This window comes from Actinopolymorpha pittospori, from assembly GCF_014873875.1.
In the GTDB taxonomy this organism is placed as follows: Bacteria; Actinomycetota; Actinomycetes; order Propionibacteriales; family Actinopolymorphaceae; genus Actinopolymorpha; species Actinopolymorpha pittospori.
Genome location: NZ_JADBEM010000001.1, coordinates 5611500 through 5633559, shown reverse-complemented (window position 1 = coordinate 5633559; position 22060 = coordinate 5611500). Strand labels below are relative to the sequence as shown.

Here is a 22060-nt window from a genome sequence, read left to right as displayed (position 1 = left end):
CCTCGCGAACACTCGTGTCCACGCGGTGGTCGACGCTCGCCTCCACCGCGAGGACCACAGCTTGACAACGACCTCTCCTTGGCCCGTCGACGTCATCGACGTGACCTCGCCATCTCACGCTCGTCGGAGGAGCGACGCCTCGGCGGGCGAGAGGGGCGGCGGCGTTGCCGTGCTGGCTCCTCTTCGTGCTCGGCCGCCTCTTCCTCCGCGCCCTCGGGCTCCTCCTCACCCTGGGGCTTCTCCTCTTCCTCGAACTCGCCCTCGGGTTCCTCCTCGCGTTCCTCTTCGGGCTCGCGCTCCTCCGCTGCCCGTCCGCGCTCCTCTTCCTCCTCCTCGCGGACGACCTCGTCGTGGTCGCGGACGAGTTCACCGTCCCGGATCTCCCCGCGCCAACCCTCTTCCTCCGGGTCGGCCTCCATGGTCACGTACCGGCGGAAGAACTTGATGTCGAGCCGGGCCCGGCGGCCCTGGCAGCGCCACAGGTTCGCGGTCTTCTCGAAGAAGCCGTGCGGGACGTACTCCAGCACGACGAGCATCTTGGTGAGCTCGTCGCCGAGCGGATGGAAGCTGACGACGCCGTTCACCTCCGTCTGACCCTCCGTACGCCAGGAGATCCGGTCGTCGGGGATCTGGTCGATGACGGTGGCGTTCCAGTTCCGGTTCGACCAGACGATCTTCGCCTTCCAGTTGCTCTTGGTCGGATCCTCCTTGTCGAGGTCGACACTCTGGGCGCCCTTCGACCAGGTCGGGAACCGTTCGAACTGGGTCCAGTGGTTGTACGCCATTCGCAGCGGGACCGGAAGGTCGAGGTCCTCGACGATGTTCATCGACTTCTTCTTGCCGCCGCCCTTACCGCCGCCGCCCTTACCGCCGCCACCGTTACCGCCGCCACCGTTACCGCCGCCACCGTTACCGCCATCGCCCTTGAACACGCCCTTCGCCTTGGCGACCGCCTTGCCGGGAGACGCTCCGCCGAGGACATCCTTGACCGTACGGCCGAGCATGTCGCCGGCACCCTGCTCGCCGCTCGCCACACCGGCGAGGCCCTTCGTCGTCTCGCCCACCTTGCCGCCGAGCCTGCCCAACATCTGCCCCGCCTTCGCGGAGACGTAGGCCTGGCCCGCCTCGACCAACCGTTGGGTCGCCGGGTTCTTCGATGCCGCCTTGCGGACGCCATCTCCGATGTCGGAAAGGTTCACCGCCTCCGGCCGCGCACGACGGCTCAATTTCTCGCTCATGTCACTCCCCCTGTCGAGTTCGCACCTGTCGAGTAGGTGTCGGAGCCATCCATGGCTACCCCCCGCCGTCCAGTCCTGGGCGGGGTACGGGACTCCTTTTCCTGGTCACGCTGCCGTGGCGGTGCTGCGTTGCGCGAACGACGCCGTTCGGACCCGTCTCCCTCGTCCTGCCCAGAAGCTCTTCGACGCCTGGGTGCCTCTTCCTCTTCTTCCTCTTCGTCGTCCTCGACTTGGCCCCGTCCGCGTTTGGGTTCCTCCTCCTCGTCATCCGCGCCCCTTCCCTCGTACTCGCCTTCCTCTTCCTCGGGCCGGCGCTTCGACGCAGCACCGGTCAGCCCCGCGGTGCGCTCCTCCAGACGATCCGCCAAGCCCTCAAGAGGACGGCTGAGGGCAGACATCGCCGCCGCTCGCCCCGTCGACAGCAGTTCGCCGCGGACGTCGCCGACGATCCGGCCGACCTCGGGAGACTCGGCCAGCCGACCCATCACTTCCTTCCCGAGCGCGCGCATGTCGAGACGCTTCCCGACCAGCGCCGACCCCAGCAGAAGCGCCATCTTGGCCTTCTTCCGCCGGCCGAGGGCGTAGGCCCCACCACTGCCAGTGCAATCTTGGTCGAGTCCTGCATGTGCCCCCTCCTTCACAAACGGTCACCCAGTCGTGGTCCTGGTCGAGGAGCAAGTCCTCCTTACTACCGAAGTCCCCGGAATCGAGTGCCCGGCCCGTCGAACAGCAAGAGGCAAGGGATACCGCCCCCATTGCAGGCGCGTCTGGTCGGTGTAGCTCAACCCGTGATGAGCTACATCGACCGCGGGCCATGCCCAGCGCCGCGCTTGCCCGGCCCGGGCCGCCGTTGGTCTTTTCCTCGCACGCCTACGAGCTGCGGACCGACCTCATCTTTCGCCGCCAACCGCCGGGACCGCGACCAGTTCGACCCAGCCCGTCCTCGTGACACGTGTCAACAGGCATGAGGTGAATGCATGACCCGAGCCTGCAGCGGAGTGACATGCGAGACCTCCGACGAGATGGATCCGTCGACGATTCTCTATCGCACCGTAGGCACCGGAGTCGAGCGCTTAGGCCACGCGTCAGACCCGCCGCAGGCAGGACTTGCGGCTCTTAGCTTGCGGAGCCAAGCCTTGTGGCGCCGCTATCCGACGATCAGGAGCTGCCCATCGCTCGACCCTCCCTGTCGCCACGACCTGCGCGTTGCAGCGCATCGTGGACAGGCCCGTCAGCGCATCAGGGACCCGGCGTCAGGACGACGACACCCCGGCCCGCTCGCGACGCTCCTCCTCGGTCGCCTGCTGCGGGATCTTCGTCACTCCCTCTTCCTGGAGTTCTTCCTGAAGTTCGTAGCTGCGCAGGCCGTTCCCCAGGGCGATGAAGGTGGGCGCCCACTCCCCGACGAAGATTCCCCATCGGTCGGCACGGTCCACCCCGGCTCGTTCCTTCCGGTTCGAGACCAGCCAGGACGCGGCCGCGAGCCCGATACTGACAATGCCGGCGATATACGCCTACTCCGACTTGATTCCAAGATCATGCAGTTTCTTCAGCATGGGTTCTCCTCTGCGGCTCAGCGGACGCGAGAACGAGTCCGTCCGGCGGGTCCGCGGCCGGAGCGGCCCACAGTGCTGGACCACACCGGCCGCGTGCGCCCTCCCGCGACGTGAGGCAAGCCCGCGTAGGGCGTCGGATGCCGTCTCCCACGCACGGTAGGCACCGGCAGGCAGCGCGGACACGAGACCAGCGGCCCGTCCCAACCAGGACCAACGCGGCAGCCCACGTTGACACCGACCACCACCCCGTCCTCGGGCACACTCATCGCGGGGGCTTCGCGCCTGCCCCTTCAGTTGGGCGCACCGCAGCCGATCCTGCGGAAGCTTCCCCGCCTCTGCTCGCCGCGAGCACGCATCCACTGGGAGGGAACTCGCCCGGCCCGGCAGCACGTTCGAGAACGCGTCGACGGCACCGCCCGCCTCGCTACGTTCTTACGCTGTGTGCACCGCCAGAGTTCACCCCAGCCTCCGCTGACTCGGTGCCCGCAAGTTCCTTTGGACGACGCGGACTGGAGGGGAAGTACCCGACGATCCACGCACGGGACGTCCGTCACTTGCGCCGACGCCGGTATCAGCGTAAGCGTTGAAGCAGGCGGTTAGAGCCAATTTTGGGAATACCGGACAGCCCTTGATCAGAATGCTGCGGTGCACGCTGTTGCGGGTCAGCAGTAAGCGGATGTCCCGGGACTCTGCCGTGTTCTGAAGGAGTCCTCCATGAATATTGTTGACAGCTTCTGGGACGCGATCGGCCGGATCATCGGGTTTCTCCCGAACCTGATCAGCTTCCTCATTCTCCTCATCGTTGGCTACATCGTGGCCCGGGTGGTGGCGGCTGTGGTCCGCAAGGTCCTCGAGAAGGTCGGCGTCGACCGCCGCCTCCAGGAGTCTCACGCGCGCAGGTACATGGAGCGGGTGTTTGCCGGTGCGAGTGCTGCCCGTGGCGTCGCTCGAGTCGTGTTCTGGCTGATCTTCGCCTTCTTCCTCTTCTCCGCGATCGGCGCCCTGAAGATTCCGGCCCTCACGATGTTCATGAACCGGGTGGTCGACTACCTGCCGAACATCATCGCGGCGATCTTCATCTTCGTCCTCGCGGCTCTCCTCGCCGGCGCGGTTGCCGCCGGAATCGGCAGGGTTATGGGTGACACGCCGACCGGCAGGGTCGCCGGAACCGTGCTCCCCGCGTTGATCATGGTGGTGGCTGTCTTCATGATCCTGCAGCAGCTGAAAATCGCCGAGCAGATCGTTCAGATCGCCTTCGCGGCCACCATGGGAGCACTCGGACTCGGACTCGCCTTGGCATTCGGTCTGGGCGGCCGGAGCGTCGCCCAGCGGATGCTCGAAGACGCCTACAACAAGAGCCAGGAACACCGAGGCCAAGTAACGAGCGACGTGGAGACCGGTCGCCGCCGTGCAAGTGAGGTCACCGACGAGGGCGTGACCGGCGAGGGAAGGACACCACCACCTGGCGCCGGCCCGGGCGGCGACCCCGGAACGAGACCGTAAGCCAATCGAACGACAACCACGCACACTGCTCGCGCGACGCAGGCCTGCGGTTGAACGAGCACGGCAGCGCAGACTCCTTGCGCTCCCGCGCCGGCGGCTTGACCTCAGGTAAGATGTCGCAGACCGCCGACCTCGGCCGGCAGATCACGACCGCCACCTGGTCGGCCTACGTCGCCCGCAGTGAGGCGCCCCAACCCGCGGGCTACGTCGGCCGCACCCCGATGTGGTCGCGCGAGGAGGTGACCTTGTGGCAGACCGACAGTGCCGCGTGGAAGGCCCACCAGCGCGGGACCATCTGACCATCGCAAACGCCCCATGGGGCTCAACCCCGGAGCTGCCGCAGATGCGAACGCCCCGTGCCCGGCAGGGCGCAGGGCCAGGCCGTTTCACTCCACCTGCGCTGGGGAGAACAACAATGGGAGATCAACGGACGGTCTCACCCCGGGGGCACCTACGCCCGGTTCCGGCTGCAGTCGATCATCACTCCCTGGCGTAGGCGGCTTCCCCTGTCGGAAGACTGCGAATCCTACGCGGACGATCGCCCCGAGTAGCGCTTACCTTCACAATCCCGCCTGCCTAGCCGACTCGCCACGCCGCACCCGCTGATCGAGGAACACGGCCTCAAGCTGTGCTGCGGTCCACGGCTCGATGACAGGTGGTGTCGACACAGACGGCCCTCGTCCTCCGCGCGTGGGCGTGGTCGCCGTGGCGTCGCACGACAGGTCTGCCAGTACCTACACCTAGCCACCCGCTCCGACAACCACCGAGGCTGGGTCCTCACGGGCACCATCGTGGGGCGAGGCCCCGACGACGAACCAACCCTCAGCGACGTCGAACCGATCGCCTGGCTGGGCGAACCACTGCTCACCGAGGCATAGCCCGCTACGACGAACGCTTGGACCGCGGCCGCGAACAGGAGAAGTAGTCAGGCGTAGTCCACGTTGCCAGCAACTCCCGCGGCATGCGGCGGACGCTGGCTAGCAGGGACGGGTCATCCGTCTCATGGCTGGGCGGTGTTCGCCGGGAAACCACCTGGGCCATGACGGTACGGATGGTGTCAGACCGGAGAACAGCCGTCGGGCTACGCCGCTGACCTGCTGGGATGGGCGCTGCTGTTCGCCATGCAGCGCGTTGAGAACCTCGATCGCACCCGTCAGCGCCGGGATCGTCCACTTGACAATACGCAACTGCCTTTGCGCGGTTCCTACAGAGGCCGGATGGCGATCTGCCTTCTCTGCTTTCTCCGAGTCGGGCGAACTCGCTCCTTCGATCTTCTTTCCCAGCGCTCGGGCGTAGGCAGTTGCTCCCAGAGCGGCACCCGTGAGGACTGCCTGCCTTGCCGATCGTGGAAGCGAGTACACCCTTCTGTGCGCCAATCCGCTGTCGATTCGCCATGGCGAGTCCAGCCCCGCCGACGAGGTGGATACCGATGGCCACGGCGTTGATCGGGGTCCATTTGGCCCACCCCGAGCTGGCCATACGAGCCGTATCTGTCTGGGTAGGCAGTTCTTCGGCCGCCGGATTGAGCGCGGCGGCACCCATCATCGAGCCCCCGAACCATGCCGCCAAGCCAAGATCGTGCATCGCGCGCAGGACAGTGTTGCGGTCTGACATAGCTCCTCCTCGCACTGCGCCAAGCTGGCGAAGACTTCCGTATCCGATAGCGCCCCGCTGCCGCGGGCCAGCACTCGAGCGTCATGAGATCCGTGAATGGACTGAGCGACTATGAGCCCTTGTTGGTCTTTCCCCAGTCGCGGACGGCGTCGCGGACACGGTCGAAGACTGCGACCGGTGGTCCGAGGAGCATCTGGGCTGCCGCGGATTCGCCTGCGGCTGGGTGGGGTCGGGTGGGGGCGACGGCCTCCGCCGCCCGCACGGCCCCTGCCATCTTCTGCAGCTGGTCGGCGGTCATCGCCTGACGTAGTCCGGGGAACTCTTCACTCTCCTCGTGCGAGGCATGCTTTTCCACCGCGTCGGCCAACGCCGCGAACCGTGTGTCGAACTCCGAGTGGTCCACTCCAAGGTCATACAGCTCCGAGAGCTCGTCCTTGGCCTGCGACTCCTCGTTCAGCCGAGCATCCACCACGCGCTCGCCATTGGCGATCTTACGGCGGGCCTTCGGGTGGACGACCTCTTCCTCGGCAGTCTCATGCACCGCCAGCAGGCGCACCAAGTCCTCGAATTTCTCCCGCTTGACATCACCCGTCTCGGTCCTCACCTGGGTGATCAGGGCCCTGATCTGCTCATGCTGCACAAGAAGCAGCTCGATGACATCCTGATCCTTCGAGCCAGCCATATACATGTTCCCTTCTCGCCAAGTGTTACGGACGCGCGGTAGGTCTCGCGCCCTATCTCTTCTTGGCGACCTTTTTGACGGCCTTCTTCGCGGCTTTCCCGACCGTCGTCTTCCCCGCCGTCGCCCGCCCGGCCGTCTTCTTCGTGGTCTTCTTGGTGACCTTCTTGGCGTCCTTCTTCACCCCGGCGCGCCGTCTGGCCGCGGGTGGTTCCGGCGTGGTGCCGTGAAAGCGCTGGTCCGGGGTGGTCGGGGGCGGCATGGGGACGCCGGCTTCGGGCTGGTCGAGATAGCTGAACTCGCCCTTGCCGTCCGGTGTGGGGCCACTGGCCCACCGTCCCTCGGCCGCAGCCGGGCCGTCAGAGAAGTTGATGAACTGGTAGGAAACCCGGCGGTCCTCCGAGTCCAGCGGGAAGGTGCCTGGCACCGGGAGATCCTCCACGCCGTTCTCCTTGAGGTCCTCGATCGCGGCGAGCCACTGGTTTTGGTGCATCGTGTCTCGAGCCAACAGGAACGACAACAGGTCCCTGACGCCGTGGTCGTCGGTCATGTGGTACAGCCGCGCGACCTGAAGCCGCCCCTGCATCTCCGCGTTGGCGTTCGCGTGGAAGTCTGCCATCAGGTTGCCGCTTGCGGTGATGTATGACCCGCTCCACGGGTTGCCCATGCTGTCGACCGGTCGTGCTCCGGCGCCGGCCACGATGGCATGCTGGACATCCGTACCACCGATGATCGCCGCGACCGTCGGGTCGTCCTGGATCGCCCCCTCCGTCACGCCGACAGGAGCATCCTCCAGAAGTTGCGCAATCATCGTGGCCAGCATCTCCACATGACCGAATTCCTCGGCACCGATCCCGTGCAGCAGGTCGCGATATTTCCCCGGGATGTGTGCGTTCCATGCCTGGAAGCCGTACTGCATGGCCACGGTGATCTCGCCGTACTGGCCACCCAGCACCTCCTGGAGCTTGCGTGCATAGACCGCATCAGGACGCTCTGGACTCGCGGTGTGTTGAAGTTCCTGCCTGTGGAAGAACACAATCCACCCTTCAGCCGGTCTTCTGGCTCGCTGCCTCAACGCTTACCGCAGCACCTGCGCAGATGTGCTACGCAAGCCCAACTCACGATACAGACCTGCGATGCGCTTCGCTCTACTCACCAACCAGCCGATGCCGAGCCAAGCACCGGCAAGGCACCGCTGCATGAGTAGATCCTCACTGACCTGGGGAGTCCCAAGGAGCGCTCGAAATCTCTGAAGGGAGTTCGGGTCAAATCCGTGAGCGACCGTGCGGGCCGCTTCGTCGAGTGATCCCGTCCCGCTTCGGACCCGACCGCGTCGGGGGGATGCGCAGGCGCCCGCGCCTCTTCGCCTCCCCGGCTCCAATCGGGGTCGGCCCTGAAATTCTGGCGAGCCGAAGAACTGGATTATCCTCGGCGTGTTGGCTGGTCGAGATCACCGAAAGAGCTGGCCAGGCGCTTGGTGCATCCGCTCAGAACCAGTATCGCCTACCGGCAACTGGGCGCCCGATCGCGCCCTTGATCCAAAGAACGCCGCCGACAACTAGCACTACGATTCCTATAATCCACAGGACCTGGATACTTAGGACGAACCCCAGTACCAGCACGATGATCCCAAGGAGAAGGATTCTGTCACCCCATGCTCAGACGGGCGGGTGTCTAGTCTGGTGAAACCTTGCATCAAGTGTCTTCCCTCGCGCCGCCTGCTGCCGACGGTTCCAACGAACGCGCGCCTGGTTGTGGGTCTTGAAACGGGAGGTCATCATCCGATGGCGACGAGCGGGTTCTGTTCCGGGGGAAGATGGGCTCCGACGATCGTCGCGACGAACTCTGGGCGGTCGTAGCGATTTGGCGTCCGTGAGGCATGTCGTCCTCCCCGCGTGATACAAGTGGCGGCCCCAGCTCGCTGCGTGGCGGCTACTTCGGCTCGTCGGGAGTCGGTTCAGGGCCCTCTGTTGCTCGTACCGGGTGGAACTGTTCCAGTCGGGCTACTTCGGGGTGATGGAGGTCGAAAGCCGGGCTGTCGGACCGGATAGGGGGCATGGAGGTGAAGTTGTGTCGTGGGGGTGGGTTGGATGTGGCCCACTCCAGGGAACGGCCCCAGCCCCAGGGGTCGTCCACCTCGACCTTCGGACCCTTACGCGCCTGGATGACGTTGAGGATGAACGGCAGTGTCGACATCCCGAGCAGGAAGGCACCGATCGAGGACACGGTGTTGAGCGTGGTGAAGCCGTCCTCGGGAAGGTAGTCGACGATCCGACGCTGCATGCCTTCGGCTCCGAGCCAGTGCTGGACCAGGAAGGTCGTGTGGAAGCCGACGAAGAGAGTCCAGAAGTGGATCTTTCCGAGCGTTTCGTTGAGCATCCGCCCGGTCATCTTCGGCCACCAAAAATAGAAGCCCCCGAACATCGCGAAGACGACGGTGCCGAAGACGACGTAGTGGAAGTGCCCGACGACGAAGTAGGTGTCATTGGTGTGGAAGTCCAGCGGTGGCGAGGCGAGGATCACCCCGGTCAGCCCGCCGAACAGGAAGGTCACGAGGAACCCGATCGACCACAGCATGGGGGTCTCAAAGGTCAGGGAGCCACGCCACATCGTGCCGATCCAGTTGAAGAACTTGATGCCGGTGGGCACCGCGATGAGAAACGTCGTGAAGGAGAAGAACGGCAGGTTGACGCTGCCGGTGGCGAACATGTGGTGCGCCCACACCACCATCGACAACATCGAGATCCCAAGCGTCGCCGCGACCATGCCGATGTAGCCGAACAGCGGTTTGCGGCTGAAGACCGGGAGGATCTCGGTGATGATGCCGAAGAACGGCAACGCGATGATGTAGACCTCGGGATGCCCGAAGAACCAGAACAGGTGTTGCCACAGGATCGGCCCGTAGGACGCGGCGTCGAACACGTGCGCACCTAGCCTACGGTCTGCCTCCAGCATCAGCAACGCGCCCGCGAGCACCGGGAACGCCATGATGACCAGCACGCTGGTGAGCAGGGTGTTCCAGGTGAAGATCGGCATCCGGAACATTGTCATGCCGGGTGCTCGCAGGCAGAAGATCGTGGTGATGAAGTTGACGCCGCTGAGGATGGTGCCCAGACCGGAGAGGTAGAGGCCCATCACCCACATGTCCCCGCCGACGTTCGGGGAATGCTCTGGCCCGTTGAGCGTCGCGTAGGCCGTCCAGCCGAAGTCCGCCGCCCCGCTCGGGGTCAGGAAGGACCCGTAGACGATGAGACCACCGAGCAGGAACATCCAGTAGCTCAAGATGTTCATCCGCGGGAACGCGACGTCGGGCGAGCCGATCTGCAACGGCATGATGACGTTCGCGAAACCGATGAACAAGGGCGTCGCGAACAACAACAGCATCACCGTGCCGTGGATGGTGACGAACTGGTTGTAGACCTCGTTGCCCGCATCACCACGGAACACCTGCTGCCCCGGCCTGGCCAGCTCTGCGCGCATGGCCATCGCCAACCCACCCGCGCCGAGGAAGAACACGAACGACGTGATGAGGTAGAGGTGACCGATCACCTTGTGGTCAGTCGACGTGACCCATCGAACGATCACCGCTCCAAGGTTGCGCCTTCTCGGCGCCCCCGGCCGCGGTTCAGTACGTGTCTGAATCGTCGCCATGAAGATCCCCCGGACCCCTATCCACGGAGGATCGTTGCCCAGGTCACAAAATGCGAAACCGAGGCGGCGCGTCGACGTTCGGCTGGGCAAACCCGCAGCGGCGCACCCGACCTGCAGCATGGCAGGAGCCGAAACATGCAGATGTCAGGTCATGCTCCGACGCTAACCGAGCGCGCCGTAACCGACCGCCGAGGTCAACACCGCCGCCGGCTGCTGCGCCAGAGTACGGCGGTGGGACGATGACCGTGACCCCTGGGGCGTAACCCGCCGGTGCCAGGCATCTAGGGTGCCCACTGCCCACCCCCAGATGGAGTTTGCGTGTGGGTAGAAGCTCCTCCGATGCTGCCGTCCCGTCCGTTCGACGATCGGACTGACACACAAAACTCCTGAGAATCTGCACATGCCACCATCCCCCTTCATGCCGCAAGCCCTGCCCGTAAGGATGGCCGGGCCCGTGCTCTCCCCCGATGTCAGTGCTTACTGTGCTGCGGCGCCGACAGCATGACGGCCGCGGAGACGCAGCGCTGAGGCACTCATCGGAAGTGGCGGTTGATCTCGTTCGCGTAGTGGATTCCGAGCGTATCGGCGTTGGTGGCGATCCAGTCGCTGAGTCGCACCGCTCCGGTAGCCGGGCCATCGGTGTCGGCCAGTCCGGCGGTCATGGCGCGGTATTCCTCTGCTGTCAGCAATACATCCCGCAGTGCCAAGCCGAGCACCGCAGCTAACGGCGGGATGAGGGTTCTGGGCACCCGGACGATCCGGGCCTTGCTGTGTACTGCCCCGGCGATCGCGCGGACCAGTTCGAGGAAGGACGGCCGTTCCGGGCCGACCGCGTCGGTAGTGGAGGTAACGTCCGACGCGCCGGCGGCGACGCACAGCCGCGCCAGGTCCTCGACATGGATCGGGCGCACTCGATAGCCGCCGGTGCCGCCGACCGCGAATAGGGGGAGTCGCCTGAGCAACCAGGCGATGTTGTTCAGCAGCACACCGTCGCCGCCGAACAGGATGGCCGGGCGTATCACAGCGTAGCTGACCCTTGTCTCAGCAAGAGCGCGTTCGGCCAGTGCCTTGCCCCGGAAGTACGGATACGGCGAGCTGATCGCCGGATGGGTGATGGAGACGTGCACGATCCGGCTGACACCGGCCGCTCGGGCAGCATGGAAGAGTGTGCGGCAGTTGCTTGCCGCCACGTCGTGGTTGACCCGCCCGCGCGGGAACCTCACCCAGTAGGTGTTGTACAGGGTCCGCGCGCCACGCAGCGAGTCGGCCAGGCCAGCGGGATCGTCGAAGTCAAGCGCCCGGACTTCGACAGGGGTTCCGGTTGGCGCACGGCCGGGATGGTCGGTCAAGGTACGGACCCGCCGCCCGGCGGCCAACAACTCCGCGGTGATCGCCGCACCCGAATAGCCGAACGCCCCGGTGACCACGTCCAGATCGGCTGGATGCTGCTGGCCCATCCACCCAGTATGCGCCTCGCGCGGGCCAGGGTGATGACGAGTCCGTGGCGCGCGTAGGTTTCTGCGCTTGTCGGACGCTCGTCGGCTGTTCGCTGCCTTGAGATCGTTGGCAGCTCGGCTGCCGGCTCAGCATGGCCGGACCGGGCAGGCGCCCCATTCTGGAGATGCTGGCCGATCCCTGGCGCACCCACCCCTGCCCGCTTGCCAGCCCCAGGGTCGGGCCGGGCAAATCGCCGTGCGGGTGCTGAGTCAGGGTGTGGTGCGGCCAGCATCGCCCATAGCCCGCAGCGCGAACGGGGTGAGTCAGGAATCGGCGCTACGCCACCGAGGACCCTGCGAGCGGGGGGCTACCCCTCCCAGGGCAAACTTCCGTGCCGCACGGCGGCCGGCGCCTTCTAGACGATCCGGGACGAGCCGATGGGCAGGGCGAGTTCCGCAACGACATCTGCACCACGGAGACCTGACCCCTCTCGGTGCGGAAGCCTGCGAGCGTGGCAGGCCCGCGACCGTCGACCGCCGCTCAGTCACCTGTGCGCAGGACCCCGCCGGAGCCGTCACCTGGTGCTACCAGGACAGCGGGACCCCGTGGTGTCATTTCCCCGGCGGCCGGATCGCACTCGTGAGCCGGTTCAGGTTCGGCGACGGCGAGACGGCCGGCAAGGTGTGCGGTCAGGGCGCGCAGGACGGGCAGTGCCGTGCATACATGGCTGATAAGGCAGGTCTCGCGACACGGCAGCGGACACTGCTCTCACCCCCGATCAACCCCAGGCTAGGTGCGCGTCGCGAGAGAAATCGAGGTGGTCCTTCGCAACCGACTGGGTGGCGCAGCACACGCGGCGCCAATGCCCATCCAAGGAAGGGATATCCCAAGCGAAGCCCAACTCGTCAGCACACGTCGGACCTGTTCTTCGACGATCAGGCGGTGAACGCGTCGGCGGCTGTGGAAATCCGCAACCTTTCCAACCTCTCAACCTGCTGGGCTGCGCGCTGGATCAGATTGTTAAGGCGGGTGGGATCGAGTTTGCCGTCGGAAAGGACTCGCAACGTGCGCCAGCACGACGCCTTTCCTTCCACACCCAGCCGCATCAGTTCAATCTCCAGGACGTCGCTGACCGGTGACCGCGAGATCAGGCGGCCGTTAGGCTTGAGTCGGCCGACCCTTCTCGCCCAACCAGCCCAAAGCAACCTTGTGACGCCGGATCGGAACGCCGAGGTCCTTCATGATCTGCACGAGGCTGGCGCGGTCATCTGACACCTCCCGAGCCAGCTCGGAAAGCTCCGGCCCCGTGCCGTCCTCTCGGTGGACGCGGGCGGCTCGGTGTAGCAACTCGATCCCATCGGACGCACCAGCGAGGTGATCGTTGAGGTAGATCTGAAGAGGGGACGAGATCGTTGAACGGTCCATGGTGGTCCTCCTCGAGGCCGAGACCGATGGGCGCCCAGCTTTAGTCGCTTCCCTACGCACACTACGGCCAAATCGCACTCGGGTCGCGGACAGCGGTGCGTAGAGCCTCGGGGAAGTCCGACGGCGCATGGTGGCCACTGGCTCGTCGAGCTGATCTGTCGTCGTCGGAGGCCGGGCGGGCCACCTACGGAAGATCGGGTGCCAGATCGGCGATCGAGACCACGCCGACCACCTCGTCCCCTTCGACCACGGGGAGCCTACGCACGGACTTCTCCCGCATCGTCTCGGCAGCATGGTCACAGCTCTCCGACGCTTGAACCGTGGTCACCGACTCTGTGGCGACATCGTGGATCGGCGTCGTGTTGGGGTCGGCTCCCTGCGCGAGTCCTCGAACCACGATGTCGTGATCTGTCACTATTCCTCGTACACCAGCCTCAGAGAACATCAGAACGTCACCGACGTCCTCCTCCATCATCCTCCGAGCAGCATCGATAAGGCTGGCGTCCTCAGGAAGACCGACGGGGCCTGGTGTCATAACCTCCCGCACCGAAGTCATCAGCTCATCTCCTTCTCTCTACGTGTATGCGCTTAGTGAAAACGCTACGCATCCAAGCCGGCAGCGTGCTCGCCGTACGGCCCGTGTCGAGCAGGACTTCAGGTCCCAGCAAACCGCGGACCGCCGCGTCCAGGTCACCAGGAGAAGCCACCGCTCAGCGAAGATGCCAATGACCGTGGCTGACCTGTTACGAAGCGAGGCTCGCCCAGTTATCTACTCGCTGCGACTGACTAGCGACCTCGGTAGCGTCATAGAGGCGAAAGGTTCGTCACCATAGCCGATCAAGGCGTCGGATCTTAGCGACGTGAAGAGTTCGGCGAAGAAGCGTGGTTCCGGTGAGGACCGAGCCGAGGAGATCGCTGCGCGGACGGTCAACACGGGACCGACCGACGCGCACCCCCGTCGGAGTAGGCACGCTCACCAGCGTAGAAGAGTACCCATGCGAGTCCTCGACAACCTGGAAGAACTTGCGGACCTGCTGTCCTGCCAGCGGACGCGCCTGTTCGTCCGCTTCGCCGACGGACCAGAGCACGACACCCACGAGGCGAGCATCGACTACGAGAGCGACCCACCCCTGCCCGGGCTGTCGGCCGACCGGCTCGATCCGTCCGACTGGTGGACTCGCCCGCTGCTGGACTGGCTCGCACGACAGGTCTGCCAGTACCTGCACCTGGCCACGCGCTCCGACAGCCACCGAGGCTGGGTCCTCACCGGCACCATGGTGGGCCGAGGCCCCGACGACGAACCGCTCCTCAGCGACGTCGAACCGTTCGCCTGGCTCGGCGAAGCCGCGATCTAAGCCTCAATCCGTGGACTCGCTGGGTTGATGGTTTTGGTTGTGGGTGGGTCGCGGTTGGTGGTGGGTGGGCAAGGCGGGGCTGCTGGTCTGCCCAGCTTTCCTTTGGGTCTCCGGTCGGGCCTTGGCGGCGGGTGGCTAGTTTCAGGCGACGTGTGGTGGCCCGGTCGCGGGCCGGAACACGTTGTGCCACAGGGCTTCCCACTGTTCCGCCCAGGGCCAGTGCTCGGGTAGGTGCAGGACGGGCCGGCGCTGTGGGCGGGCGATTCTGGCGGGGACGGTGACGATGTGGCGGCGAAGGGTCGCGCCGCGGGCGGCGGCGTGGCGGGGGCTGGTGAGGGTGCCGGCGGCGCGGAGCAGGTTGTGGGTGATGGCTGCGCAGATCGCCCAGGCGCTGTTGGCGGCGAACCGGCCTGAGGGCAGATGAGCCAACGGCCCGTCGATCAGATCGGCGAACACGGTTTCGATGATCGCGTGCCGACGGTGGGTGATGTCAGCCTGCGCGGTGGGTTCGGTGTTGTTGGTGAAGAACGGGTGATGACGCCATACCGGGAACAGCTCCTCCTCGCCGGCCTGGTCGCGGGCTCGGTCACGGACCCTGCGCACGACCAGCCGGGCGGTGACCGGGTGCTTGGTGGAGGTGAACGCGGCGAACTCCGTCTCGGCGACCTCGGCGTCCGAAATCAACTCACCGGTGTCGGGATCGGTGACCGCGCCGGGGTAGTGCACCGGGGTCCAGGCGTCCTCGGCGATGGAGGCGATCGCAGCGGTCACTGCCGGGTTCTTGGTCAGCACCACCGAGAACCGCACCCCGGCCTTCAGGCACGCGCCGACCACGACGTGGTTGCCATACGCCGAATCGCCCCGCACCAAGATCTCCCCACTGGCGCCGGCGACACGGGCGGTGGCGATCGCCTCGGCCACCATGCTCGCCGCACCCTTGCCAGAGGCGGCCCGCCCGGCTCGGAGCCGGATCCCAGCCACCACCGGCGCCCCCTGGATGGGTGCTGATCGTGGTCGCCAGCGGCGACAGGCCCCGGCGCAACACCTGCCGGCCGCCGATCTTGGTGTGCCCGAAACTCCCGCCCTAATGAGAGCTACCGGGTTCGTCGTTGAGGCAGACTCGGTGCTTGGTAGCCGCTGGCAGGTGAGCACTCTCCCGCCCTGGATCTCGGGAGTCCTACAAGCAGATCGTGCCCCTTGCCGGTGGTCGGAAGAGTCGACCGCTGATGGGATGTCGTGCCCGCTGCTCATAGGCGTGAGCACTTGATCATTAGGGTGCTGGTGGTTCTTCCGCGGGCTACGTCAACCTGATCGTTGTGCGGGACACGGAAGAACGGAGAACGGGGTTGCTGTTCGTCGGAGACGACTGGGCCGAGGACCACCACGACATCGAGGTGCAAGACGAGACGGGCCGGCGGTTGGCCAAGGCCCGCTTCACCGAGGGGTTGGCCGGCGTCGCTCAGTTGCATGAGTTGGTCGCCCAGCACCTGGACGAGGACGAGGCCGACCAGGTCGTGGTCGGTATCGAGACCGACCGTGGTCCGTGGGTGCTCGCGTTGATCGCCGCGGGCTACCGGGTGTTCGCGATCAATCCGCTGCAGGTCGCTCGTTACCGCGAGCGGCAGAGTGTCTCCGGTGCCAAGAGCGACGCCGCGGACGCACACGCCCTCGCCGACATGGTCCGCACCGACTCTCATCAGCTGCGTTCGGTCGCCGGTGACAGCGACCAGGCCGAAGCGGTGAAGGTGGTGGCCCGCGCCCACAAGAGCCTGATCTGGGAACGCACTAGGCATGCGCAACGGCTACGTAACGTGCTGCGGGAGTTCTTCCCCGCGGCGTTGCAGGCCTTCGATGATCTGACTGCCGCCGATGCCCTTGAGCTGCTTGCCAAAGCCCCCGATCCTGATGCGGCGGCGCGGCTCACCATCGCGCAGATCAGCGCGGCGCTCAAGCATCCCCATCGACACCACGCCAGCGACAAGGCCCGGGTGATCCGCGCGGCGCTGCGCACTGAGCAGCTGCGTCAGCCCGCCGCGGTGACGACCGCCTACGCGGCCACGGTCCGTGCGCAGGTCGCCGTCATCGGCACCCTCAACGCGCAGATCAAGACGATGGGAGCGCAGGTCGAAGCCCATTTTGGTCAGCACCCGGACGCTGAAATCTACCTCAGCCAGCCCGGCATGGGCCCCATCCTCGGCGCCCGGGTGCTTGCCGAATTCGGAGACGATGACCACCGCTACGCCGACGCCCGCTCCCGCAAGAACTACGCCGGCACAAGCCCGATCACCCGCGCCTCGGGCAAGAAGAAGACCGTCCTCGCGCGTTACGTCCACAACAACAGACTGATCGATGCACTCGGCCAGCAAGCGTTCAGCGCCCTGACCGGCTCGCCAGGCGCCCGCTCCTACTACGACGAACTCCGCCGGCGCGGGACCGGCCACCGCGCCGCACTGCGTCAACTCGCCAACCGCCTCGTGGGCATCCTGCACGGCTGCCTCAAGACCGGCACCGTCTACGACGAAGCGGCCGCCTGGTCACACCACACCCACACCGCCGCCGCTTGACAATATTTCGCCATGGGATGTCTGCTTGGCCCGCCCATACACCGGACGCAACAACGAGTCGATATCAATGAACACCCGATCCTCGATACCCGGCAACAACCCGCTGGCCTGAACAAGGTTGACCAGATGAGCCCGCGCCACCGAGGCCAACTGCTGGGTGTGGCCATGGGTGAACTCCCGCAGAAACTGACCCAACGTCGCCGGCGCATACACCCCACCAAACAGCCGACGCATCCCACCCGACCGGATCACATCCAGATCATCGATACAGTCCGCACCCGCGGCCATCCCCGCGATGATCGAGGCCAGCTTGCCCGCCGGGTTGGCCGCCGCCGAAGCCACCGTCGTCTCCGTGATCGCGACCCGTTCGCCCACCAGCTCCGACAGGCCCGCCCGCTCCGCCAACGCCATCACCGGCACCAACCCCGCGCACGACACCAGATTCTGCTCATCGAACACCGGCGTGGCCCGCGACCACCCATACGGTAGTTTCACTGTCAGTGCCTTTTGGATCGGGTTGGATCAGGACCTAGTAGTACTTTGTTAGGTGTGTCGTTTCGTGTTCTGTGGTTGATGTTCTGACATGGTCGGTGCATGACTCCTGATCAGATAGCGGAGTTGCGGCCGAGGCTTGGCGAGTTCGCAGCCGACATGCTGGGTTGTCTTGCGCGTTCGGATCAGCGTGCCACGGGTGAGTTGTATCTGCGTGGCCTGTTGACTGATGGTCGGCGTAAGTCGATGCAGCCGATGGCGGAGCGGCTGGGTGTGGATCATCAGCGGTTGCAGCAGTTCGTCACCTCCTCGACATGGGATTTCACCGCGGTGCGGCGCAGGTTGAGCTCGTGGGCTGCGCAGGCGATTGGGCCGCGGGCATACGTGATCGACGACACCGGATTCCCCAAGGACGGGCCTGCCTCGGCGTGTGTGGCCTGGCAGTATTCCGGGACGTTGGGCAAGACCGCCAACTGCCAGATCGGGGTGAGTGTTCACGCGGTCAACGACACCTGCTCGGCGGCGGTCGACTGGCGGTTGTTCTGCCCGGAAAGCTGGGACGACAAGGCCTGTGATGATCCCGAGCAGGCCGAGAAGGTCCGCCGGAAGCGAGCCGAATCCAAAGTCCCTGACGACGTGAGGCATATCGAGAAGTGGCGGCTCGCGCTGGACATGCTTGATGAGCAGACCGAATGGGGGTCGCCGAGGCTTCCCGTCGTTGCCGATGCCGGATATGGGGATTGCACCAGGTTCCGGCTCGGCGTGGAAGAACGTGGCCTGGACTATGTGGTCGCACTCAAAGCCGGCACCAGCGCCCACCCCGGCGAAGCGGAGCCGGGGGCTTATTCATAAGGTTGCCAGAAGTAACAGATCTCCGACACCTGATCTGCGACACGTGGGCCGAGGAAACTTAGAGGTTAGCGGTCCGGGAGGCGGTGTCGGATCGGGGTTGAGGCGTTCGTGGAAGGGGTGAGCGCCGCCCACGAGGGGCGCCGCCCAAGCCACAGGAGATGATCCGAGATGCCAAGGAGCGTGCACACCGTGGCCGCGGAGAACGTGAGCGCCACCCTGACCGTCGCCGTGCCCGCCGCGGGGATGTTCGCGGTGCTGGCGGACCCGACGACCCATTCTGCGATCGATGGCACCGGCTGGGTTCAGGAAGCTGTCGACCGGGCGCCGCTGACCGAGGTCGAGCAGATTTTCCGGATGGACATGTATCACGCCGACCATCCGAACGGTGGCTACCAGGTGGCCAACAAGGTCCACGTGCTCGACCCGCCGCGCGCCATTGGCTGGCTGACGGGGTACGACCCCAAGGGCGACGGTCACCTGGAGTTCGGCGGCTGGTTCTGGCGTTACGACCTGGCGCGGTTCGGTCCGTCCGAGACTGAGGTCACGCTCACCTACGACTGGTCGGCCGTGCCGCAGTCCATCCGGGAGTACCTCCAGTTCCCGCCGTTCGGCCCTGAGCATCTCTCCAACTCGCTGCACCACCTGGCCGAGCTTGCCGCACCGACGTCCCGGGCCTGACCGCCGACATTGAGCAGGCAGCCATCCAGGCAGCCACTCATCGTCGGGCGTCGGGCTGTAGCTTCCAATTGAGTGGACGAATTCTTTTGAATTTCCTCAGTGGTTACTCGGGTCAGCTAACAACATCTGATCAATCTCGCAGATGATGCGTGTCGGGCTGGAAAAGCAACGGCTCCTCGCATGAGATTTTCGCGGACGTCCAAATCTGCGGAAACCATCTGGAGAAGCCGTTGCGGTATGAGGCTATGACAGGGCTGACCGATGGGCAACTGACCGAGCTTGCCGGGCGTGTCCACACACTGATCGGAGACCTCCACTCGCGCGGCCGTCCGGACGCGCTGGGCCTGTACCGCTCGATCGCGATGGTCGTGTCGCTGATGCGCAAGAACATCACCCAGGACTTCGCCGGGGCCATCTTCGGGGTCAGCCAGCCCACGGTGAGCCGCCGATGGGACCTGCTACGCCCGGCCATCGGGCAGGCCCTGGCCGAGTTCGTACCCGACCCGCAGCGGGTGGTCGGAGCTGGAACCGTGCTGGTCGACGGCACAATCTGCCCGACATGGGACTGGCGAGGGACCCCCGACCTGTTCTCCGGCAAGGCCGGCTACGCCGGCATGAACATCCAGATCGCCGCCACCATGGACGGAACACTGGCCGGCGTCGGCGCCACGCCGGTACACGGTGCTCGCCACGACGCCTACGCCTACTCCGCGTCCGGACTCGCAGAGAAGCTCACCAACATCCACGCCCTCGCCGACCTCGGCTACGTCGGAGTCGATGGCATCGACATCACCCCGATCAGAAAACCCGCCAACGGCGAACTTCACCAAACCCAGGCCGACTTCAACACGCAACTGTCCAAAATCCGAGCCGCCGTAGAACACGTCATCGCACACCTCAAAACATGGCGAATGCTCAGCGAAGAAGGCGGCCGCTACCGGCCACCAATCTCCAAATACGCCAGCATGCTGAAAGCTGTCACCGGCCTATTCTTCTTCCGCACTTATGAATAAGCCTCCCGGTGAGACCGCCACGTAACGGTGGTCGTGGCAGACGTCCCAAGCCCCACTACCCGAAGCCGGCATCGAGTCTGCGCGAGATCGCCATGGCGGCCGGCCGCGATGCCTACCAGGAGGTGGCGTGGCGGCAGGGGACCAGAAAAACGAAAGGTAATCCGAGTGCTGCCATGACCTCGAAGTTCGCGGTGTTCGTGGTACGTCCGGCCAACCGCGACATCCCTCGCGCAGACGATGGGACCTTGCCGGCGAAGCTGCTGCTGGTCGAATGGCCCGATGAGGCGAACGAGCCTACCGACTACTGGCTTTCTAACCTGCCTGCCGACACACCGATCGATCAGCTCGTCGACCTGGCAAAGATCCGGTGGCGGATCGAACATGACTACCGCGAACTGAAAACCGGGCTCGGACTCGACCACTTCGAAGGACGCTCCTGGACCGGCTGGAACCGCCACGTCACACTCGTCGCGATCGCCCAAGCTTTCTGCACCATGGTCAGACTCGACCCAAAACAGGATGCGCCGGCCTGAGCTTGTACGCAGTCGTACACGAGCTACAAATCGTGCTCGCCCTCATCGCCGGCGCATGCCCCACCTGCCGACAAGAAGTCACCATCGACCACATCGAAGCACTCGCCCCACCATGATCGACATGACAAAGTCCTACTAGACACTCCAGATTCTCCCGATCCAGAAGGCACTTTCCCTGCTACCGCGCCGAGGCCCACTCACCCGGTCCACGGATTGAGGCTAAGCCGAGCCGCATCCGTCGCGTGCAGCAAGCGCCGGACCTTGTCTAAAGGTTGTCCCGTAATGATCTTGTGGCGTGCTGGGGTTGGGCGGGTCGACCGTGGGTGTGGTGGCTAGTCGGTGGTGAGGGTGAGGTTGCGCATGAGGGCGATGCCTGAGGTGGCGTAGTAGACGCCTTGGCGTTTGCGTCGGCAGTTACGCAGGATGTTGTAGTTCTTCATGCCGGCCAGAGCGTGTTCGGCTCGGGCGCGGATGCGGCGGTGGCGGGTGTTGATCTGCTCCTTCCATGCCGGCAACGCGCCGCCAGCTGGTTTACGGAACGGTGTGATCACCCTGGTGCCCTGGTAGCCACCATCGCCCATCACCGCCATCTGCGCGCAGGCGGCATCAGCGCCAGAGTCGGCGAAGGCGCGGCAGTCGTTGCGGTTACCCGGCACCGGCTTGCCGACCGCGACCGCCAGGCGGGTGTCGGCGTCGATGACGACCTGCAGGTTGGTGGAGTACCGGTAGTTCTTCGACGACGCCGCGATGCTGCGGTCATGGGTGGGAACCAGGGTGCCGTCCACGATCAACACCTGCTCCGGCCCCCGACGGCGCCGCAGGGGCGAGAGCACCAGATACGGAGCGAGATGGTCGACGACCCGCCCTGCCGCGGACTTGGAGATCCCGAACAGCAACGCCACCTGCCGCAACGTCAGGTTCGTGCGGTAGTACACCGCGACCAGCAACACCCGGTCCTCAAGCGGCAGCCCCCACCGGCGACCCGCACCCGTCTGCTCGGCGCCACGAGCCCGCACGATGCCCACCAGCTTGCGGAACTGCCGCACCGACAACCCCGTAAACGGTGGAATCCAGCCATCCGAGGCGGCACTGATCACCTGCACCACGACATGGTCAACCCCGACCGGCGGGTCTACCGACCCGACACGCCGATTACGGGACAACCTTTAGGCTGGAACGTGGGTAGAGAGCACTGGATGGCGCTAGCCAGGTTGGTAGGCGCGGCCGGTGCGACAGCGGATCTGGCGTTTCCTCCGAATTGATGTGGAGGCTGCCATGTCGATCTGGTCATGGCTACGTGACCGTCTTGGGCGAGACCGTAACAGTCGTCGGCTCGGCGAGGCCGATGCTCCTGGTGACACCGGCACGGCGAGGTCTCGAGCTACCGGCGGCGTTCCCAACGCCAAAGCCCAAGACCGCCACAGCACCACAGGCACCACGCCAAGCAGTACGTTTGTCGGCAGGGTCGCA

Annotated in this window: 18 protein-coding genes and 3 pseudogenes; 9 read left to right on the top strand and 12 right to left on the bottom strand. The window is 65.4% G+C overall.

The window, feature by feature from the left end; genetic code table 11:
* Positions 1 to 92: 92 nt before the first annotated feature.
* The 3 genes from HEB94_RS52725 to HEB94_RS49520 form a co-directional block, all read right to left on the bottom strand.
* Positions 93 to 1238: an SRPBCC family protein gene (locus HEB94_RS52725; protein WP_192752392.1), complete on the bottom strand. Its 1146-nt coding sequence runs from the start codon at positions 1236 to 1238 to the stop codon at positions 93 to 95.
* On the bottom strand, positions 1235 to 1792 hold the full coding sequence (locus HEB94_RS26370; protein ID WP_192752391.1) for a hypothetical protein: 558 nt from the start codon (positions 1790 to 1792) through the stop codon (positions 1235 to 1237). Before HEB94_RS26370 ends, HEB94_RS52725 begins: the two co-directional genes overlap by 4 nt.
* Positions 1793 to 2491: 699 nt before the next feature.
* The gene (locus HEB94_RS49520) at positions 2492 to 2674 is read right to left on the bottom strand and encodes a hypothetical protein (protein WP_202896560.1); all 183 of its coding nucleotides are present in this window, start codon (positions 2672 to 2674) and stop codon (positions 2492 to 2494) included.
* A gap of 834 nt (positions 2675 to 3508) precedes the next feature.
* Between HEB94_RS49520 and HEB94_RS26360 the strand changes: the two genes are divergently transcribed.
* The 3 genes from HEB94_RS26360 to HEB94_RS54770 all read left to right on the top strand — a co-directional run bounded on the left by HEB94_RS26360 (position 3509) and on the right by HEB94_RS54770 (position 5175).
* Positions 3509 to 4297 carry a mechanosensitive ion channel family protein gene (locus HEB94_RS26360; protein WP_192752390.1) on the top strand — a complete coding sequence of 263 codons (789 nt, stop codon included), beginning with the start codon at positions 3509 to 3511 and terminating at the stop codon, positions 4295 to 4297.
* 113 nt (positions 4298 to 4410) lie between these two features.
* A complete protein-coding gene (locus tag HEB94_RS26355; protein WP_192752389.1) occupies positions 4411 to 4596 on the top strand; it encodes a hypothetical protein in 186 nt (61 codons plus the stop codon).
* Positions 4597 to 4869: 273 nt separating this feature from the next.
* On the top strand, positions 4870 to 5175 hold the full coding sequence (locus tag HEB94_RS54770; protein WP_420481604.1) for a DUF6098 family protein: 306 nt from the start codon (positions 4870 to 4872) through the stop codon (positions 5173 to 5175).
* Between the two features lie 845 nt (positions 5176 to 6020).
* Here the strand turns inward: HEB94_RS54770 and HEB94_RS26350 are convergent.
* From HEB94_RS26350 to HEB94_RS26325, 6 genes are all read right to left on the bottom strand, one after another.
* Positions 6021 to 6593 carry a hemerythrin domain-containing protein gene (locus HEB94_RS26350; protein WP_192752388.1) on the bottom strand — a complete coding sequence of 191 codons (573 nt, stop codon included), beginning with the start codon at positions 6591 to 6593 and terminating at the stop codon, positions 6021 to 6023.
* A gap of 52 nt (positions 6594 to 6645) precedes the next feature.
* Complete coding sequence (locus HEB94_RS26345; protein ID WP_192752387.1) at positions 6646 to 7626, bottom strand: manganese catalase; 981 nt, start codon at positions 7624 to 7626, stop codon at positions 6646 to 6648.
* Positions 7627 to 8522: 896 nt separating this feature from the next.
* The gene (ctaD, locus tag HEB94_RS26340) at positions 8523 to 10241 is read right to left on the bottom strand and encodes an aa3-type cytochrome oxidase subunit I (RefSeq protein WP_192752386.1); all 1719 of its coding nucleotides are present in this window, start codon (positions 10239 to 10241) and stop codon (positions 8523 to 8525) included.
* A gap of 533 nt (positions 10242 to 10774) precedes the next feature.
* Positions 10775 to 11698, bottom strand: a complete 924-nt coding sequence (locus HEB94_RS26335) for an SDR family oxidoreductase (protein ID WP_192752385.1) — start codon at positions 11696 to 11698, stop codon at positions 10775 to 10777.
* A 915-nt stretch (positions 11699 to 12613) separates the two neighbouring features.
* Positions 12614 to 12784, bottom strand: coding sequence for a hypothetical protein (locus HEB94_RS49515; RefSeq protein ID WP_202896557.1), 171 nt, complete (start codon positions 12782 to 12784; stop codon positions 12614 to 12616).
* A gap of 503 nt (positions 12785 to 13287) precedes the next feature.
* A complete protein-coding gene (locus HEB94_RS26325) occupies positions 13288 to 13659 on the bottom strand; it encodes a CBS domain-containing protein (RefSeq protein WP_192752384.1) in 372 nt (123 codons plus the stop codon).
* A 439-nt stretch (positions 13660 to 14098) separates the two neighbouring features.
* Between HEB94_RS26325 and HEB94_RS26320 the strand changes: the two genes are divergently transcribed.
* Entirely contained in the window at positions 14099 to 14458 is a 360-nt protein-coding gene (locus HEB94_RS26320; protein ID WP_192752383.1) for a DUF6098 family protein, read from the top strand.
* Between the two features lie 141 nt (positions 14459 to 14599).
* Here the strand turns inward: HEB94_RS26320 and HEB94_RS26315 are convergent.
* Positions 14600 to 15542 (bottom strand): annotated as a pseudogene (locus HEB94_RS26315) (IS1380 family transposase); the annotation flags it as partial.
* 262 nt (positions 15543 to 15804) lie between these two features.
* Between HEB94_RS26315 and HEB94_RS26310 the strand changes: the two are divergent.
* On the top strand, positions 15805 to 17022 hold the full coding sequence (locus HEB94_RS26310) for an IS110 family RNA-guided transposase (RefSeq protein ID WP_192752382.1): 1218 nt from the start codon (positions 15805 to 15807) through the stop codon (positions 17020 to 17022).
* On the opposite strand, the gene HEB94_RS26305 is transcribed toward HEB94_RS26310, so the two are convergent.
* Positions 16993 to 17481 (bottom strand): hypothetical protein, encoded by a 489-nt coding sequence (locus HEB94_RS26305; protein ID WP_420481547.1) that lies wholly within the window; start codon positions 17479 to 17481, stop codon positions 16993 to 16995. The genes HEB94_RS26310 and HEB94_RS26305 overlap by 30 nt on opposite strands.
* A gap of 135 nt (positions 17482 to 17616) precedes the next feature.
* On the opposite strand from HEB94_RS26305, the pseudogene HEB94_RS26300 reads away from it, so the two are divergent.
* The 4 genes and pseudogenes from HEB94_RS26300 to HEB94_RS26285 form a co-directional block, all read left to right on the top strand.
* Positions 17617 to 18351 (top strand): annotated as a pseudogene (locus HEB94_RS26300) (IS701 family transposase); the annotation flags it as partial.
* Positions 18352 to 18534: 183 nt separating this feature from the next.
* Positions 18535 to 19044: an SRPBCC family protein gene (locus HEB94_RS26295; RefSeq protein WP_202896556.1), complete on the top strand. Its 510-nt coding sequence runs from the start codon at positions 18535 to 18537 to the stop codon at positions 19042 to 19044.
* Positions 19045 to 19289: 245 nt separating this feature from the next.
* Complete coding sequence (locus HEB94_RS26290; RefSeq protein ID WP_192752380.1) at positions 19290 to 20057, top strand: transposase family protein; 768 nt, start codon at positions 19290 to 19292, stop codon at positions 20055 to 20057.
* Positions 20058 to 20062: 5 nt separating this feature from the next.
* A pseudogene (locus tag HEB94_RS26285) lies at positions 20063 to 20590 on the top strand (transposase); the annotation flags it as partial.
* 332 nt (positions 20591 to 20922) lie between these two features.
* Here HEB94_RS26285 and HEB94_RS26280 read toward each other — a convergent pair.
* Entirely contained in the window at positions 20923 to 21696 is a 774-nt protein-coding gene (locus HEB94_RS26280; protein ID WP_192752378.1) for a transposase, read from the bottom strand.
* Between the last annotated feature and the right edge of the window lie 364 nt (positions 21697 to 22060).

Coding starts and splice junctions, on each gene's coding strand:
- HEB94_RS52725 (WP_192752392.1), bottom strand. CDS start 1,238: ATGAGCGAGAAATTGAGCCGTCGTGCGCGGCCGGAGGCGGTGAACCTT.
- HEB94_RS26370 (WP_192752391.1), bottom strand. CDS start 1,792: ATGGCGCTTCTGCTGGGGTCGGCGCTGGTCGGGAAGCGTCTCGACATG.
- HEB94_RS26360 (WP_192752390.1), top strand. CDS start 3,509: ATGAATATTGTTGACAGCTTCTGGGACGCGATCGGCCGGATCATCGGG.
- HEB94_RS26355 (WP_192752389.1), top strand. CDS start 4,411: ATGTCGCAGACCGCCGACCTCGGCCGGCAGATCACGACCGCCACCTGG.
- HEB94_RS26350 (WP_192752388.1), bottom strand. CDS start 6,593: ATGGCTGGCTCGAAGGATCAGGATGTCATCGAGCTGCTTCTTGTGCAG.
- ctaD (WP_192752386.1), bottom strand. CDS start 10,241: ATGGCGACGATTCAGACACGTACTGAACCGCGGCCGGGGGCGCCGAGA.
- HEB94_RS26335 (WP_192752385.1), bottom strand. CDS start 11,698: ATGGGCCAGCAGCATCCAGCCGATCTGGACGTGGTCACCGGGGCGTTC.
- HEB94_RS49515 (WP_202896557.1), bottom strand. CDS start 12,784: ATGCGGCTGGGTGTGGAAGGAAAGGCGTCGTGCTGGCGCACGTTGCGA.
- HEB94_RS26325 (WP_192752384.1), bottom strand. CDS start 13,659: ATGACTTCGGTGCGGGAGGTTATGACACCAGGCCCCGTCGGTCTTCCT.
- HEB94_RS26320 (WP_192752383.1), top strand. CDS start 14,099: ATGCGAGTCCTCGACAACCTGGAAGAACTTGCGGACCTGCTGTCCTGC.
- HEB94_RS26295 (WP_202896556.1), top strand. CDS start 18,535: ATGCCAAGGAGCGTGCACACCGTGGCCGCGGAGAACGTGAGCGCCACC.
- HEB94_RS26290 (WP_192752380.1), top strand. CDS start 19,290: ATGACAGGGCTGACCGATGGGCAACTGACCGAGCTTGCCGGGCGTGTC.